Source organism: Serratia sp. BIGb0163 (assembly GCF_024809935.1).
Taxonomy (GTDB): domain Bacteria; phylum Pseudomonadota; class Gammaproteobacteria; order Enterobacterales; family Enterobacteriaceae; genus Serratia; species Serratia quinivorans.
Genome location: NZ_JANUDZ010000001.1, coordinates 1,886,962 through 1,902,561 on the forward strand (window position 1 = coordinate 1,886,962; position 15,600 = coordinate 1,902,561).

The following is a 15,600-nucleotide window of genomic DNA, read 5'->3' on the forward strand; positions in this document are numbered from 1 at the left end:
CCTGCGCAATACCGGTAATCGATAAAACAATCGCTCTGCATGAAACCCTTTTTGCCGCTATTTTGAACGCTAATTTCAGACCGGTAAGGAAGCTTTTATGTTCGATAATCCTCAGCTCGATTTCTGGTTTCGCGGTCTGTTTATCCCGGCCATGTTACTGCCCGCAGCGCTCGCCACCAGACTGATCGGCATCCTCTTACCAGGCTTGACGCAACACCCGCTACCGAGGGAACGCACGGTGATGTTGATTGCCGTCAGTGCCGGGCTGGCGGCCCTGCCTTTCAATATTCCACTGCTACAACGGCTATTGCTGCTGCCGGCAGCGGCGATATTACTGGCGCTGGCTCTCATTGACTGGCAACAGCGACTATTACCGGATCGCCTGACCCAACCGCTGCTATGGGCCGGGCTGTTGGTCAATCAGCAAGGCTATTTTGTTTCGCTGACCGAAGCGGTGAGCGGGGCCTGTATCGGTTATCTTTCGCTGTGGTTGCTCAATGTGGCTTATCGCCGCAGGCGGAAAATGGACGGTATCGGTCAGGGGGATTTTAAACTGTTGGCAGCACTGGGTGCCTGGATCGGCTGGGCCGCCCTGCCGATGCTGGTCAGCGGCGCCGCAGCGGCCGGGTTGTGCGCTACGGCAATAGCCCGTTTACTGCGCAAAGCCGGCAGGCAGGATACGCTGCCCTTTGGCCTTTATCTGGCGCTTTCCGGCTGGTTGGTTCTGTTGGCGACCGCCGATAGCGGCCCTTCATCTTTCAGCGGAGAAATCACAGCATTTCACCTTATTTCACCCTGATGCCAGACTGGCCCGGCCGTTATGTCGCTGTTATAGCCTACTGTTGGCGTAGCTGTTATGGCGCCCCTCCGCCTGCAGCACTATGCTTTGCCCAAGGCAAAACGGGGTTTACCCAAATCAACACAGGAGGTTGTATGTCAGGTCGTGGTTTATCTGCACTCGCGCTCAGCGCGGCATTGGCCACCGGTTCGCTGTCGTTCGCGGCACAGGCCGCCGGCACCTTTACCCTCAGCTCACCGGCATTCCAGGATGGTGGCTCGCTGGCGCAGAAATATGCCGGGGCCACACCGGGCAACGCCAGCTGCACCGGCGACAATGTTTCGCCACCGCTAAGCTGGGCCAACCCACCGGCAGACACCAAAAGTTTCGCCCTGCTGCTGTCCGATCCCGAGGGCAAGGCAGGTCTGGGCGTTAGCCATTTAGTGGCCTATGGCATACCTGCCAACGCCAGCGGCTTCGCCGAGGGCGATCTCACCCAGGGCAAAGGCTTTGTCGGTGGCAAAAACTCACCGGGCACCTCGGTTTATCATGGTCCCTGTCCTCCAGCGGGGTCCGGGTTTCACCACTATACCTTTGTGTTGATCGCCACCGATCTGCCCCCCCACGCGCTCGGGCCGGGGCTTACCCGCGAACAATTACTGGAGAAATTACAGGGCCACGCCAAGGGCGGTGCGGGCATTATCGGTCGCTTCGGCCAATAGCGGCTCAGGCGGTCAACGCCTCTGTCGGCATCTCAGCGACAATAGCCGGCGCGCGGTACAGGCTGACCACCTCACCAATCACCAACAGGCTGGGTGACACCGGCCGCTGACGGGCAATTAACAGCGGTAATTCTGACAGCGTACCGGTTAATACCCGTTGCTGCGGTAGCGTGCCACGTTCAATAATGGCCAACGGCGTCTGTGCCGCCATGCCATGGCGCATCAGTTGCGTGGCAATGGTTTCGCTTAATGTCAGCCCCATATAAAACACCAGCGTCTGCCCCGCAGAGACCAGGCCGTGCCAGTCCAGACTCACCTCACCGTTACGGCAATGGCCGGTGACAAAACGCACTGATTGCGCGTAATCGCGGTGTGTCAGCGGGATACCACTCGCCGCCGCACAACCGCTGGCGGCAGTGATACCCGGCACCACATGGCAGACCACGCCATGGCGCTGCAATTCAACCATCTCTTCCCCGCCGCGACCAAAAATAAACGGATCCCCACCCTTCAGGCGTACCACCCGATTACCGGACAGGGCCAATTCGACCAACAGGTGATCGATCTGCTTTTGCGACAGCGTGTGGCACCCCATGGATTTTCCCACGTCAATGCACAGCGCCTCCGGCGGCAGCAAGGCCATTACCGCCGGGGAAACCAGACGATCGAACACCACCACGTCCGCCTGCCGAATCACCCGTAATGCCTTTAACGTCAGTAACTCCGCATCCCCCGGCCCGGCGCCCACCAGCCACACTTCTCCGTTGCGTACCGGCTGGCGATGATCGCCGGCCAGCATCAGTTTCTCAATCGCGCTCATCTCACCACCTCTGTTAGGCCACCCGTTGGGATGCATGCTGTTGAATCAGTTTTTTTAGCTCCGGCAGGCAGGAGCCACAGTTGGTGCCGCATTGCAGACGGGCACCCAATGCCTCTGCGCTGTGGCAACCTGCCTGGATGGCCGCAATGATGCGATTCTCGCCCACGCCGAAACAGCTACAAATCGTGGCACCAGCCGCTGACTGACCTGGCGCACCACGCCCCGCCAGCAGTGCCAGCCGTTCCGCCCCTGCGGTGGGAGCCTGTTCAAAGGCGCGGAGGATCGCCGGGCGATCCAGCTGCGGGGCCTGCTGGCGAACATAAAACGCCAATTGCACCTCGCCCTGCCGCCAGCCAATCAGGTGCAGACCGCGCTGGGCCAACTGTGCCGTTTGCAGCGTCATGCCCTCCAGCGAGAAATGGCGCTGTAACCAGGCTTGCCAGTCTTCAATCGGCCGCTGGCCGGCCATAATGTAGTGAGTCAAACCGTCCTGCGCGACCCGGCTCCAGTAGATACCCTTGGGGGCGGCAACCTCGGCACGAATAAAAATCTCCGCCTGCCAGCTTGTGGGCCAATGGCTGGCCCGCACTGGCGCATGCTTGCTTTCCGGCTGGCCGGAGTCGGCATCCACTATCGGCGGGATCAGGCTGTCGACCCGACCCTGTGCGGTGAATTGACCGTTCCAGTGCATCGGCGCAAACAGGCTACCGCGCCGCTGCCCCGGATGGTACAGTGCGCGCGCCAGCATCCAGCCGTGGGGCGAGCTCAGGCGAACCAGACTGCTATCGGCAATTCCCAGTTCGACCGCATCCTGCGGGTGTATTTCGCAGAAGGGTTCGCTCAAATGGCGCATCAGCCGCGCGGCCTTGCCGGTGCGCGTCATGGTGTGCCACTGATCGCGGATGCGGCCGGTGTTCAGCACCAGTGGATAACCGGGTGATAGCGCATTCTGCGGCAAGCGTGGCGTCACCGGCAGCAGTCGCGCCTTGCCATCGGCATGGAAAAAACGCCCGTCGTCAAACATTCGTCGACAACCCACAGGATGCCGAGTATTGACCGGCCACTGTACCGGTGCCATCTGCAACCATTGCTGTAGATCCCATCCCGCCAGTTGACTGATATCGAACGCGCGCGTGCCGTTATTTTCAAATCCTGACAGCGCCGCGTGCTCACTGAATATCTCCGAAGGATGTTGATAGCCAAAGGCCGTACCATACCCCATACGCTGCGCAACCTGGCTAAGGATCCACCAGTCGGCACGGGCTTGCCCCGGCGCCGGCAAAAATGCACGTTGGCGTGAAATACAGCGTTCGGAATTGGTCACGCTGCCCTCCTTTTCTCCCCAGGCCAATGCAGGCAGGCGGATATGTGCCAGTTCGGCGGTATCGGTCATCGCCATCACTTCGGACACCACCACCAGCGGGCAATTTTTTAGCGCCTGCCTGACTGCATCGGCATCCGGCAGGGAAACCACCGGGTTGGTGCCCATAATCCACACCGCCTTTACCTGCCCGGCGGCGATCGCCTGAAATAAATCCACCGCATTCAGCCCCGGTTGTTGGGCGATGCGTGGCGACCGCCAAAAGCGCTGTACCCGGTCGGTGTCCTCGGAGTTGAACGACATATGCGCCGCCAGCTGATTGGCTAATCCACCGACTTCCCGCCCGCCCATGGCATTGGGTTGACCGGTGATCGAAAACGGGCCGCTGCCAGCGCGGCCAATGCGCCCTCCCGCCAGGTGCAGATTGATAATCGCATTGCATTTATCCGAGCCACTGGCAGACTGGTTAATGCCCATCGAATAGAGCGTGACCCAGTTGCGGGACGCGGTCAGCAGGTGGAAAAACGCCAGCACGGCACTCAGTGGCAGTTCGCAAAAATCGGCCACCCGCTGTGGTGTCCAATCCGCCGCCGCTGCCAGCGTAGCCTCTGTGCCGCTGGCATGCCGTTGCAAAAAGGCGGTATCCAGAGCCTGCTGTTCAGCCAGCCAGTGCAGCCCTCCGGTAAACAAAGCCGCATCGCTGCCGGGCCGCAGCGGCAAATGCAAGTCGGCAATATCGCAGGTCGCCGTCTCACGCGGGTCAATCACCACCACCCACATTTGCGGGCGCAGCTTACGGGCCTTCACCAACCGTTGGTAGACCACCGGATGCGCCCAGGCGGTGTTGGAACCGGTCAATATCACCAGATCCGCCTGTTCGATATCTTCATAACAACAAGGCACCACATCCCCGCCGAATGCCCGCTTGTAGCCGACTACCGCCGACGCCATGCACAGCCGGGAGTTGGTGTCGATATTGGCCGCACCAATAAATCCCTTCATCAGTTTGTTTGCCACGTAATAATCTTCGGTCAGCAGCTGACCGGAAGCATAAAACGCCACCGCCTGCGGGCCATATTGCTCAATAATCTGGCTAAAACGCTGTGCCACCTGCTCAAGCGCCTGATCCCAGCTAACCGGCAGGCCATCGACCTGTGGCTGTAACAGGCGGCCCGTCAGGCTCAGCGTCTCGCCCAGCGCGCTGCCTTTGACACACAGCCGTCCCTGATTGGCCGGATGCGTAACGTCGCCGCCGACCGTCAGTTCACCGTTGCTGTGCTGTTCAATGGCGACCCCGCAGCCCACGCCACAGTAGGGGCAGGTGGTGCAATGTACCGCGCTCATGACGTCACTTCCGCCGTTTCTGGCAGTTTGGCCTGTATCGACAGCGGCGTACTGCATACCCACACACGGCCTGCTTCTACCCGGACCGGCCAGGCGGTGACGGCACGCCCGGCATTATCTGCACAGATACCGTCACTCAAACGAAAACGCTGTTTGTATAGCGGAGAGATCACCACCGGCTCACCGGCTACGTCCCCCAACAGCCCGCGTGCCAGCACGTTGGCGTCACTGTCCGGTTCCTGATTGGCCAACGCATAAACGCCCTTGTCTGCCAGATGGAATAGCGCAATCTGCCGCTGCCCCAGCCGGGCGGCAATGCCGGCGTTGATCGGGATTTCCGCCAGCGCACAGACATCCAGCCACTGTTCCCGGGCGGCCACCGCCGGTTGCACCTCAATCACCTGCCCGCGTTCCACTCCTGCCGCCGGGCGACGTTGTCCACGCTCCGCCTGCCAGACTATGGCCTCATCCGGCTGTTCGCTGTTCACAAACGGACGGAACAGCTTGAGGCGATCCGGGCTGGCGAGCGTGGTTTGCCATTCACATTGGTAATGGCTGACCACAGTTTCCATTTCGGCATCCAATTCGCTACCGATCCCCAGGCTGTCCTGCAAAACCACGTCTCGCAGGTAGTCCAGCCCGCCTTCCAGGTTGTCCATCCAGGTGCTGGTGCGCTGCAGGCGATCGGCGGTACGAATGTAGAACATCAGGAAACGGTCGACCGTGCGGATCAGCGTGGCGGTATCAAGATCGCTGGCAAATAAATCGGCATGGCGCGGTTTCATGCCGCCGTTGCCGCACAGGTACAGGTTCCAGCCTTTCTCGGTGGCAATGACCCCGACGTCTTTGCTCTGCGCCTCCGCACACTCTCGCGTGCAGCCGGAAACCGCCATCTTGATTTTATGCGGCGACCGCAACCCCTTGTAGCGATGCTCCAGCTCGATAGCCAGCGCGGTGGAATCCTGCACGCCATAGCGGCACCAACTGGAGCCGACGCAAGATTTCACTGTGCGCAGTGACTTGCCGTAGGCATGCCCGGTTTCAAATCCGGCGTCGACCAGCTGCTGCCAAATCTCCGGCAATTGCTCCAGCCGGGCGCCGAACAGGTCAACCCGCTGGCCGCCGGTAATCTTGGTGTAGAGCTGATAGCGCAGAGCGATTTGGCCGATGGCGATCAATCCTTGCGGAGTAATTTCCCCGGCCGGTACCCGCGGTACCACCGAATAGGTGCCATCTTTCTGGATATTGGCAAAAAAGCGATCGTTGGTATCCTGCAACGGCAGATGCTGCGGCTTTAGCAGATATTCGTTCCAGCACGAAGCCAGAATCGACCCCGCCAGCGGTTTGCACACCTCACAGCCATACCCATGACCATGTCGGTCCAGCAACTCGTCAAAGGTGCGGATGTTGCCAACGCGGACCAGGTGATACAGCTCCTGGCGTGAATGGGCGAAATGCTCGCAAATGTCTTTCTTCACCACCACGCCGCGCTGCTGCAATTCGTGTTCCATCAGCTGTTTTACCAGCGCCGAACAGCCGCCACAGCCGGTGCCCGCTTTGGTGCAGGCTTTTACCGCCGCCAAATCGCCGCAACCCTGCTCCACCGCGTCACTGATATCGCCCTTGCTGACGTTATGGCAAGAACAAATCTGCGCCGTGGCCGGCAAGGCGGAAACGCCCAGGGCTTTCGGCGCAGCCCCCGTCGTTGCGGGTAAAATCAGGCTTTCCGGGGTGGTGGGTAACGGCAGACAGTTAAGCATCATCTGTTGCAGCGTGCTGTATTCAGCACTGTCGCCCACCAGCACCGCCCCCAGCAATCGCTTGCCATCCGCGTCAATCACCACTTTTTTATACACTTGCTGCGGGCCGTCGACCCAGGTGTAGCTCTGGCTGCCGGGGGTGTGACCATGGGCATCACCGATCGACGCCACTTCCACGCCCAACAGTTTCAGTTTGGTGCTCATGTCCGCGCCACAGAACACGTTTTCGCCTCCAGCCAGCCGATCGGCCAGGATACGCGCCATTTGGTAGCCCGGTGCCACCAGGCCGAAAATTTGCCCGTTCCACAAGGCGCATTCACCGATGGCATAAATCGCCTCGTCGCTGGTGCGGCACTGGCTATCAATCACAATACCGCCGCGTGCCCCCACCTCCAGTTCGGCAGCACGGGCAAGCTGATCACGAGGACGGATACCGGCGGAAAATAGAATTAAATCAGCCTCTAACTGCTCCCCATCGGCAAAATTCATGCAGTGACGGTGTAACGAACCTTCAATAATCGCCTGAGTTTGCTTGCCGGTATGCACACTGACGCCCAATGCCTCAATTTTACTGCGCAGCATGGTCGCGCCACCGTCATCCAACTGTACCCCCATCAGGCGCGGCGCAAACTCCACGACATGGGTGTTCAGCCCAAGCTGACGCAACGCATTGGCAGCCTCCAGTCCCAGCAAGCCGCCACCGACCACCACCCCGACGCGCGCGGTTTTGGCGCAGTCTGCGATCGCGGCCAGATCGTCGAGCGTGCGGTAAACCAGGCAGCCAGGGCGATCGTTGCCGGGGATCGGCGGTACAAACGGATAAGAGCCGGTCGCCAGCACCAACTGGTCGTAGGCCGTCTCACGGCCCTCGGCATCAATCACGCATTTGCGTTGTCTGTCGATAGCGCACACCTCCTGCCCCAACCGCAGTTCTATGCCACTACGCTCGAAGAAACCCGCTTCGACCATCGACAGCGAGTCCGCACTGCGGCCGGAGAAAAACTCGGACAGGTGTACCCGGTCGTAAGCCGCCACCGGCTCTTCGCCAAACACCACAATGTGGTACTGCAAATGCAGCTCGCGCGTAACCAGTTGTTCCAGGAAGTGATGACCGACCATGCCGTGACCGGCAACCACCAAAACGGGCTTGTGCATATCAGATATCCTCTCGTCAGACGCCGCAGGCGTCACGGGTTCGCTGCTGCCAAACAGCAAGTCGTCCGGGTGTTGCACCGGCAGGCCAAGCTGCTGCAGATAAAAAGGGCTGTCCTGAGCGTCGCCATACAACACCACGCCCTGTAATTTTCCGTCGCGCACCAGCAGGCGGCGGTAATGCTGCGCCTGCGGATCTTCGGCGTGATGGACCTCGGTGAGCCCGTCTGTGGCCATCTCACCGGCACTGAACACCTCGACGCCGCTGACCTTCAGGCGGGTATGCAACGGCGTTGGTCGGTAGCCCGCCACCAGTTCCCCACTCAGCCGCCGCGCCAACAGTTCAGCCTGCTGCCAACAGGGGGCCACCAGGCCCAAAGTGATCTCGCCAAACTGAGCACATTCGCCGATGGCGAACACCGCCGGATCTGCCGTTTGCATCTGGTCGTCAATCACGATGCCGCGCCGGCAGGCCAGACCGGCGGAGTGCGCCAGGCTAATTTCCGGCTGCACCCCGACGGCGATCACCACCAGTTCGCAGGCCACTATCTCGCCGTTACTCAGGCTGGCCGAACTGACCCGCTCGCTTCCCTGAAACCGGCTGACTTCGCAGCTCAGCCGGCATTCGATCCCGCGCTGCAACAGGTTATGTTGCAGCATCCGCCCCGCACGAGCGTCCAACTGACGTTCCATCAGGTGCTCGCCCCGGTGCACCACGGTGACGCTCATGCCGCGCTGCGCCAGTGCCGCCGCCGCCTCAATCCCCAAGACGCCGCCGCCCATCACCAGCGCCGGTCGACCAGGACGACAGCGAGCGATCATCGCTTCAACATCGTCCAGGGTGCGGAAGCCATAAATGCCGTTCAATGCCCCACCCGGCAGCGGTGGCCGCAAGGGGCGTGAACCGGTAGCCAATACCAGCAGGTCATAAGGCAACCGATGCCGGGCAGTACTCACCCACTTTTGCTGCCGATCCACCGCCAGCACCGGGTCTCCGGCCAGCAGTTGCACTCCCTGCTGCCGATACCAGTCATAGTCATGCAGCAGGGTGTCGCTGAAGGCCTTATCCCCCGCCAACACCGGCGAAAGCAGAATGCGGTTGTAGTTGCCCCGCGGCTCTTCGCCAATCACCGTGATGGCATAACGCTCTGGCGCCAGCCGACACAGGGTTTCCACCAGCCGCATACCGGCCATGCCGTTACCAATCACCACCAGTCTGGGTTTATCCATCGTCCGGCTCTCATGCCGCTTTCGCGTGCTTCTCGTAAAGGAATTTCAGCACCTGCCGACGGTAATGGTGATATTGCGGATCATCCGCCAGCGCGACTCGTGAACGCGGACGTGGCAGCACCACCGGCAGGATTTCGCCGACGGTGGCCGACGGGCCGTTGGTCATCATTAACACCCGGTCAGACAGCAGCACCGCTTCGTCGACGTCGTGGGTAATCAGCACTATGGTGGTGTGCAGCCGCTGCTGAATTTCCATCACCGCGTCTTGCAGATGTGCACGAGTTAACGCATCCAGTGCGCCAAAGGGTTCATCCATCAACAGCACTTTGGGTTTCATCGCCAGTGCACGAGCTATGCCAACGCGCTGCTTCATACCACCGGAGATTTCATGCGGCCGTTTGTCCAGCGCATGGCTCATATGCACCAGCGCCAGGTTGTGTTCAATCCAGTCGCGCATTTCGCTGCGCGTCATCTCATGGCGAAACACCTGATGCACCGCCAGCGCCACATTCTCGTAGGTTGTCAGCCACGGCAGCAGCGAATGGTTCTGGAACACCACCCCGCGCTCCGGGCCAGGCCCGGTGATTTGCCGGTTGTCACACAGCAACACGCCGTCGCTGGGCAAGGTCAGCCCGGCGATCAAATTCAGCAGCGTTGATTTACCGCAGCCGGAGTGGCCGATCAGGCTGAGAGTTTCCCCGGCCTGAATATCAAAACTCACCCGATCCAGCGCAATAAACTCCCCCTGCGGGGTGGCAAAACGCTGGCTGACGTTCTGGACCTGAATAATCGGTTTCATGGCGTACTCCTAGCGGTTCGGATAACTAAAACGTTTTGCCAGTAACATCAGTCCCTGTTCGAGCAGCAGCCCGACCACACCGATCACGATGATGGCAATAATGATGTTTTCGACGTTGAGGTTGTTCCACTCATTCCAGATCCAAAAACCGATGCCAACGCCGCCGGTCAGCATTTCCGCCGCCACAATCACCAGCCAGGCGATGCCGATAGACAGGCGAACACCGGTCAGCACATAAGGCAGCACCGCCGGGAACAGGATTTTGCGCATTACCGTCCACTCCGACAGCTTGAGCACCCGCGCCACGTTGAGGTAATCCTGCGGAATACGCGTGACACCCTCGGCGGTGTTGAGGATCATCGGCCAGATGGAACAGATGAAAATGGTCCAGGTTGAAGCAGGCTCCGCCCGCTGGAACAGCAGCAGACCAATCGGCAACCAGGCCAGCGGACTGACCGGGCGCAGCAGTGAAATGATCGGGTTGAGCATGTTGGCCAAAAACACAAAGCGCCCCAGCAGAAAACCGGCCGGAATACCGACCAGCGCCGCCAGCCCAAAACCGGTCGCCACACGCTGCAGCGAAGCCAGTACGTTCCAGCCAATGCCCTGATCGTTCGGCCCGGCGGAATAAAATGGGTCGGCAAACAGCACCAGTGCCGCCTGCCAGGTGGCCCATGGCGTAGGGAAACCCTTGCTGTTAAGCGCCGCAACCTGCCAGACCACCAGGGTCAGCACCAATCCCAACGCGGCGGGCACGCCACGGCGGAAACTCTGCTGTAACAGCAAACCCCAGCGGGCTTTGCGCTGCGGCAGTGGCATTACCGGGCGCTTTAGCGGCACGATTTCCGCACTGACTTCTGCCCGCGATGACGCAGGAATATCGATCCGTTCAGCAAGATTTTTCATTGGTGACCTCAACGCTTTAAAGTGAAACTGTTGGCGTATTCCGCCGGATTGCTGCCGTCCCAGCGCTTGCCGTCTAACAGCGTGCTGGTACGCATATCGCTGCCGGGCAGGTTTACTCCACCCACCGCGCTGGCCGCCTGCTTATAGATTTCGATACGGTTGATTTTCTTCGCGACGGCCAGATAGTCCGGTTCGGCATTCAACAAGCCCCAGCGGCGATGCTGGGTCAGGAACCACATGCCGTCGGACAGGTAGGGGTAGCTCACCTCGCCATCGTGGAAAAAACGCATCGCATGTGAGTCCTGCCACGACTTGCCCAGACCGTTCTGGTATTGGCCGAGCATGCGGCCGGTAATGATTTCCGGCCTGGTGTTGATATAGGCGCGCCCCGCCACCACCTGAGCGGTTTCCTGTCGGTTGGCGTCCGAACTGTCGATCCAGCGTGCGGCGTCCAGTACCGCAGCGGTCAGCGCGCGGGCGCTATTGGGGTTGGCCGTCACCCAGTTGCCGGTGGTACCCAGCACCTTTTCCGGGTGATCGGGCCAAATCTCCTGGCTGGTCACGGCGGTAAAACCAATGTCCTCGGCAATTGCACGTTGGTTCCACGGCTCACCCACGCAAAAACCGCTCATGTTGCCGATTTTCATGTTCATCACCATCTGCGGCGGCGGCACCACCACATTGCGCACGTCGTCAAACGGGTGAATTCCGGCGTTAGCCAGCCAGTAATACAGCCACATGGCGTGGGTGCCGGTCGGGAAGGTTTGGGCGAAGGTATAGGTGCCTTTGGCGCTGGCATCGACGGTTTTTTTCAAGCTCGCAGCATCGGTGACACCGGCCTGCCTTAACTGGTTGGAGAGCGTAATCGCCTGACCGTTGTTGTTGAGCGTCATCAACACCGCCATATCCTGCTGCGGCCCGGCGACGCCAAGCTGCAGGCCATACACCATGCCGTACAGTACGTGCGCCGCATCCAGTTCACCGGACAAAAGTTTGTCGCGTACTGCCGCCCAACTGGCCTCCTTGCTGGGGATAATTTTGATGCCGTACTTCTGATCGAACTGTTTCACCGCCGCCATCACCACCGAAGCGCAATCGGTAAGTGGAATAAAGCCCACGCGGATCTCTTTTTTCTCCGGGGCGTCAGAGCCTGCCGCCCAGGCGGCGTTCATCAGGCCGGGCAACATCATGCTGCCGCCCAACGCCGCACTACCGGCCAAAAAACGGCGGCGCGTCAGGCTAAGTCCGGAGGGTTTGGTGTGCGTCATCGGCAATTCCTTCAATCAGGCGATAAAATAAAAAAGGCGTCCCATCAGCACATTCCACCGTTGGGGTGAACATGCTGAAAGGACGCCTTTATCCATAATCTTGTTGGCAACCCGACCGCCATTGGCCGGGCTACGTTTTAGTAATGCAGCTTGCGTGCCAGATCTGTCATTTTACATACCCCAATTTATAGTTATGTAATTTATACCCTATGAATTTCAAGTTGGCCGCTCTAGCGCGTCCATGCGCTCGCGGCATTTGTACATCCCTGTACAGCACGGCTAGGCGCCCAGCTTGCTCATCCCCAGGCGCTTACAAAAGTTAAGTAACTGGGGTGACAAATCTGCCTGGAGCAGATTTGAACGCTGCCAGCAGCGGCCCCAAAGGGGTGTGGCCCATGGACGGGCCACATAACTGAGTGCAGGTAACAACGTTGCAACTTGAAAGGCGACGGGTATTTGCACGATCGCAAGGCAGTAACTGCACTGACTGTGTGCATATACCCCTTAGGGAGTATTCCTGCTGGGCGGCAGAATGTCCGCCACCGCCAGCATGGCATTGGCAATATCAATCAGCCGTTGGTTCTGGTTCATCGCCATCTTCAACAACAGTCGATGGGCCGCCGCCTCGGTCAATCCGCGATGCTGGATCAGCAGCGCTTTGGCGCGTTCGATCTGCTTGCGCTCACTCAAGGTCGCACGCGCCGTGGCCAGTTCCTCCGACAGCGCATGCAGACGTTGTGACTGCTGCTGAATCAATTCCAGCATCGAGCGTCCCAGGCGCGGGTGAATACCATCCCCCACCAGCGGCGATGCATCCCCCAAAGGCGCAGCCACGAAAACCGCGTAACTTTCTCGCATCGGCTGTGGCGCGTAAACTGCGCAGTCTTCCGCCATTGCGTGCCGGGCCTGGGTCAGATTGTGGCGGCAACTGGCCATCAGCGCCTCCTCCAGCCGATCCTCAATCTGTTTCATCAGATCGATACGCGCACTGGTGATCTCAAACCAGCGCAGACTGGTGTCGGCTTTGTTACTCAGTTGCCATTGGGTGCAGGCAATACGGCGCAGGCGCTCAAACTCACGGTCATCCTGTTGCTGCATTCGCCGCCACTGGGCCAGCGAAGGCTCATCGGCAAACTCGCTGAAGGTGGCAAAACAGCGCTCTTGCCCTTCGATAAGCACCAGTAGCTGCTGGTGCGCCGACTCATCGAAATGCATGGAGGCAAAACCGGCCGCGCCGATCGCCCGTTCCTGCCCAGCCAGCTCCTTGCCCTGCATAAAGCTGAACATGGCGATCAACGCACGTGCCGTGGTGGGTTCCGCGCAGGCATCCGCCGCTTCGAACACCAGCGCCAGCAGGCTATGAATAACCTCATTAAAGATGCCCATGGCGGCAGGCTGCAAAATTTGACGTTGCTGCACCTGGCAGCGCAACGCGGGCAGGCCGGCAAGATTATGCAATGCACAGGCAATGCGGCTGAAAAGACGGCTGGCGCTGGCCAGGGGGGCGGTGTTGTCATCCAACTGCATCAACTGGCGCTGCACAGCCAGTTCAGCCTGTTGCACTTCCTGCGCCCTTCCGGCCAAGCGTTCACCGAACAATGCTCCCTGTGAACACAGGTAAATATTGACGGTACCGCGTTCCCGTTGGAGCACATGGATCAACTGGCTGACCCGGCCGACCAACTGCCCCATTTGCAACAGTTGCTGCAATACGGTGATTTCACAGCGCCTGGAGGCCAGCAAAAAGTCGCCGGCGCTGGGTGGGAAAACGTGATTGCGGCTCATGACAGGATCCCCGATTCGCTAAATAAACCGATCCTGCAAAAGCCGTGCCGTGGCGGGCTACTTACTCACGCGATCCAGATACAGCATGCTGTTGGCGATATCCACTTTGGCGTCTTTAACGTTGTCGCGCAGCGCTACCAGCGTTTGCCCCTGCAATGCCACCACGTAAGGTGAGCTGGTCTGTAATTCACGCTGCAAGCTGGCGTAGTGCGCGGCGCGTTTTGCCCCGTCACCTTCCGCCGCCGCTGCGCGGGTTTCCGCACTCAGCGCCGGGATGTTCCACTGGGTACGCCATGCCAGGGTTTTCGGCCCGTTAGGCACGTTATAGGCAAAGGCGCTGGCGTTAGTGTTCGGATCCAGATAGTCGGCCCCCCAATAGGTGAAAATGGCCTGGAAATCACGACTGCGCATCTTGCCCCACAGATCGCTTTCCACCACCGGATGGATATCCAGTTGCAAACCGGCCTTGGCAAAGCTGGCCTGCAGCACCTGGGCAATATCGGTATACGGCGGCTGGTTGATGACGATCAGATCAATGCGCGTGCCTTCGGCAATCCCGGCGTCATGCAAAATCTGTTTGGCCCTGGCTACGTCGAGCTTGAACGGTTGGTCGTCGATCGCGCCATCCAGCCCCAGCGGCAGAAACGCCTGGTGAACACGGTACTGCCCCTTCAACAGGTTGTCGGCAATGGATTGATAGTCCACCAGCCAGCGCGCCGCCTGCCACAGGGCTGGGTTGCTCAACGCCGGCGTCTGTTTGCTGCCGGTGTTGAAGCCGAGATAATAGACTTTGGACGAGTCCTGCTGCTCTATCCTGACCCCCGGCTCTTTACGCAGCGAATTGAACTGATCGGCACCCAGGTCGTAAGCCACGTCGGCGTCTCCTTTCAGCAGCAACAGGCGCCGGGTTCCGGCATCGCTGACGTTCTTCAGCAGCACCGTTTTTATCTTCGCCTGCGGTTGAGCGTAGTCGTTCCGACTGAATAACAGTGCCTCATGCGGCACATAGTTACTGACGCGATAAGGCCCTGCACCGGCGGAATTGGAACGCAGCCAGGCGTTGCCGAAATCTCCCTGTTGGCTGTGCTCACTCAACAGTTTCTCATCGACGATCGAGGCAACCGGCGCGGTCAACAGCCGCAGCGCCAGCCCACTACCGATATTGGCCGACCAGCTTAACTGCACCTGGTTATCGCCCAGCGTCTTCAACTGACTCTCGACGTTTTCCGGCGTCCAGCCAAATTCGCCGAGAATGAACGATGGCGCCTTGTTCAGTTTCACCGCTCTCACCAGTGAGAAGATCACATCCTCCGGCCGCACCGGATTACCGGAAGCAAAGCGCTGGTTTGCCTTCAGGGTAAAAATCAGGCTGCGACCGTCCGCCCCCGCCTGCCAACCGCTGGCCAACTCCGGCGCCAGTTTTTCCGGCGTGGTACGGTCCGGCGTGAGCAACCGCTGATACAGATTGACCAGGTTGGCCGAGCTGACGGTTTCGAAACTTTCCGCCGGATCCAGGCTGATGATGCCTTCCAGCGAACTGACCACTACTAGCTGGTCTTTCGGGGTCGCCGCCTGTGCGCCAAAGCTCGCCGCCAGGGCGCTGAACAATAAGGTGGGAATTAGCCGTTTCATTAGATGCACTCTCCAGAATTACGCGGATGCGTTATTTTTCGAGTGTAGGGGCAGTGGCTTAGATGAAGAACGACTATAAATTG

10 protein-coding genes are annotated in these 15,600 nt (G+C 59.7%); 2 read left to right on the top strand and 8 right to left on the bottom strand.

The genetic code is table 11. From position 1 onward, the window contains the following. Positions 1 to 97 precede the first annotated feature (97 nt). A complete protein-coding gene (locus tag M2406_RS09085) occupies positions 98 to 799 on the top strand; it encodes an A24 family peptidase (protein WP_259189690.1) in 702 nt (233 codons plus the stop codon). Between the two features lie 134 nt (positions 800 to 933). Continuing rightward, positions 934 to 1,500, top strand: coding sequence for a YbhB/YbcL family Raf kinase inhibitor-like protein (locus M2406_RS09090; RefSeq protein ID WP_259189691.1), 567 nt, complete (start codon positions 934 to 936; stop codon positions 1,498 to 1,500). A gap of 4 nt (positions 1,501 to 1,504) precedes the next feature. Here M2406_RS09090 and cobA read toward each other — a convergent pair whose 3' ends face one another. From cobA to M2406_RS09130, 8 genes are all read right to left on the bottom strand, one after another. Further along, complete coding sequence (cobA, locus tag M2406_RS09095) at positions 1,505 to 2,320, bottom strand: uroporphyrinogen-III C-methyltransferase (RefSeq protein WP_259189692.1); 816 nt, start codon at positions 2,318 to 2,320, stop codon at positions 1,505 to 1,507. Positions 2,321 to 2,333: 13 nt separating this feature from the next. Beyond that, positions 2,334 to 4,985, bottom strand: coding sequence for a nitrate reductase (locus M2406_RS09100; protein WP_259189694.1), 2,652 nt, complete (start codon positions 4,983 to 4,985; stop codon positions 2,334 to 2,336). After that, on the bottom strand, positions 4,982 to 9,127 hold the full coding sequence (nirB, locus tag M2406_RS09105) for a nitrite reductase large subunit NirB (protein WP_259189696.1): 4,146 nt from the start codon (positions 9,125 to 9,127) through the stop codon (positions 4,982 to 4,984). The genes M2406_RS09100 and nirB overlap by 4 nt, the downstream gene beginning before the upstream one ends. 10 nt (positions 9,128 to 9,137) lie before the next feature. Further along, entirely contained in the window at positions 9,138 to 9,926 is a 789-nt protein-coding gene (locus M2406_RS09110) for an ABC transporter ATP-binding protein (protein WP_259189697.1), read from the bottom strand. Between the two features lie 9 nt (positions 9,927 to 9,935). Continuing rightward, on the bottom strand, positions 9,936 to 10,832 hold the full coding sequence (gene ntrB, locus M2406_RS09115) for a nitrate ABC transporter permease (RefSeq protein WP_259189698.1): 897 nt from the start codon (positions 10,830 to 10,832) through the stop codon (positions 9,936 to 9,938). Between the two features lie 8 nt (positions 10,833 to 10,840). Beyond that, complete coding sequence (locus M2406_RS09120) at positions 10,841 to 12,100, bottom strand: CmpA/NrtA family ABC transporter substrate-binding protein (RefSeq protein ID WP_218216631.1); 1,260 nt, start codon at positions 12,098 to 12,100, stop codon at positions 10,841 to 10,843. Positions 12,101 to 12,604: 504 nt separating this feature from the next. Next, positions 12,605 to 13,885, bottom strand: coding sequence for a nitrate regulatory protein (locus tag M2406_RS09125; RefSeq protein ID WP_259189700.1), 1,281 nt, complete (start codon positions 13,883 to 13,885; stop codon positions 12,605 to 12,607). A 57-nt stretch (positions 13,886 to 13,942) separates the two neighbouring features. Continuing rightward, positions 13,943 to 15,517: an ABC transporter substrate-binding protein gene (locus M2406_RS09130; RefSeq protein ID WP_259189701.1), complete on the bottom strand. Its 1,575-nt coding sequence runs from the start codon at positions 15,515 to 15,517 to the stop codon at positions 13,943 to 13,945. Positions 15,518 to 15,600 lie beyond the last annotated feature (83 nt).

Coding starts and splice junctions, on each gene's coding strand:
- M2406_RS09125 (WP_259189700.1), bottom strand. CDS start 13,885: ATGAGCCGCAATCACGTTTTCCCACCCAGCGCCGGCGACTTTTTGCTG.
- M2406_RS09100 (WP_259189694.1), bottom strand. CDS start 4,985: ATGAGCGCGGTACATTGCACCACCTGCCCCTACTGTGGCGTGGGCTGC.
- nirB (WP_259189696.1), bottom strand. CDS start 9,127: ATGGATAAACCCAGACTGGTGGTGATTGGTAACGGCATGGCCGGTATG.
- ntrB (WP_259189698.1), bottom strand. CDS start 10,832: ATGAAAAATCTTGCTGAACGGATCGATATTCCTGCGTCATCGCGGGCA.
- cobA (WP_259189692.1), bottom strand. CDS start 2,320: ATGAGCGCGATTGAGAAACTGATGCTGGCCGGCGATCATCGCCAGCCG.
- M2406_RS09085 (WP_259189690.1), top strand. CDS start 98: ATGTTCGATAATCCTCAGCTCGATTTCTGGTTTCGCGGTCTGTTTATC.
- M2406_RS09110 (WP_259189697.1), bottom strand. CDS start 9,926: ATGAAACCGATTATTCAGGTCCAGAACGTCAGCCAGCGTTTTGCCACC.
- M2406_RS09120 (WP_218216631.1), bottom strand. CDS start 12,100: ATGACGCACACCAAACCCTCCGGACTTAGCCTGACGCGCCGCCGTTTT.
- M2406_RS09130 (WP_259189701.1), bottom strand. CDS start 15,517: ATGAAACGGCTAATTCCCACCTTATTGTTCAGCGCCCTGGCGGCGAGC.
- M2406_RS09090 (WP_259189691.1), top strand. CDS start 934: ATGTCAGGTCGTGGTTTATCTGCACTCGCGCTCAGCGCGGCATTGGCC.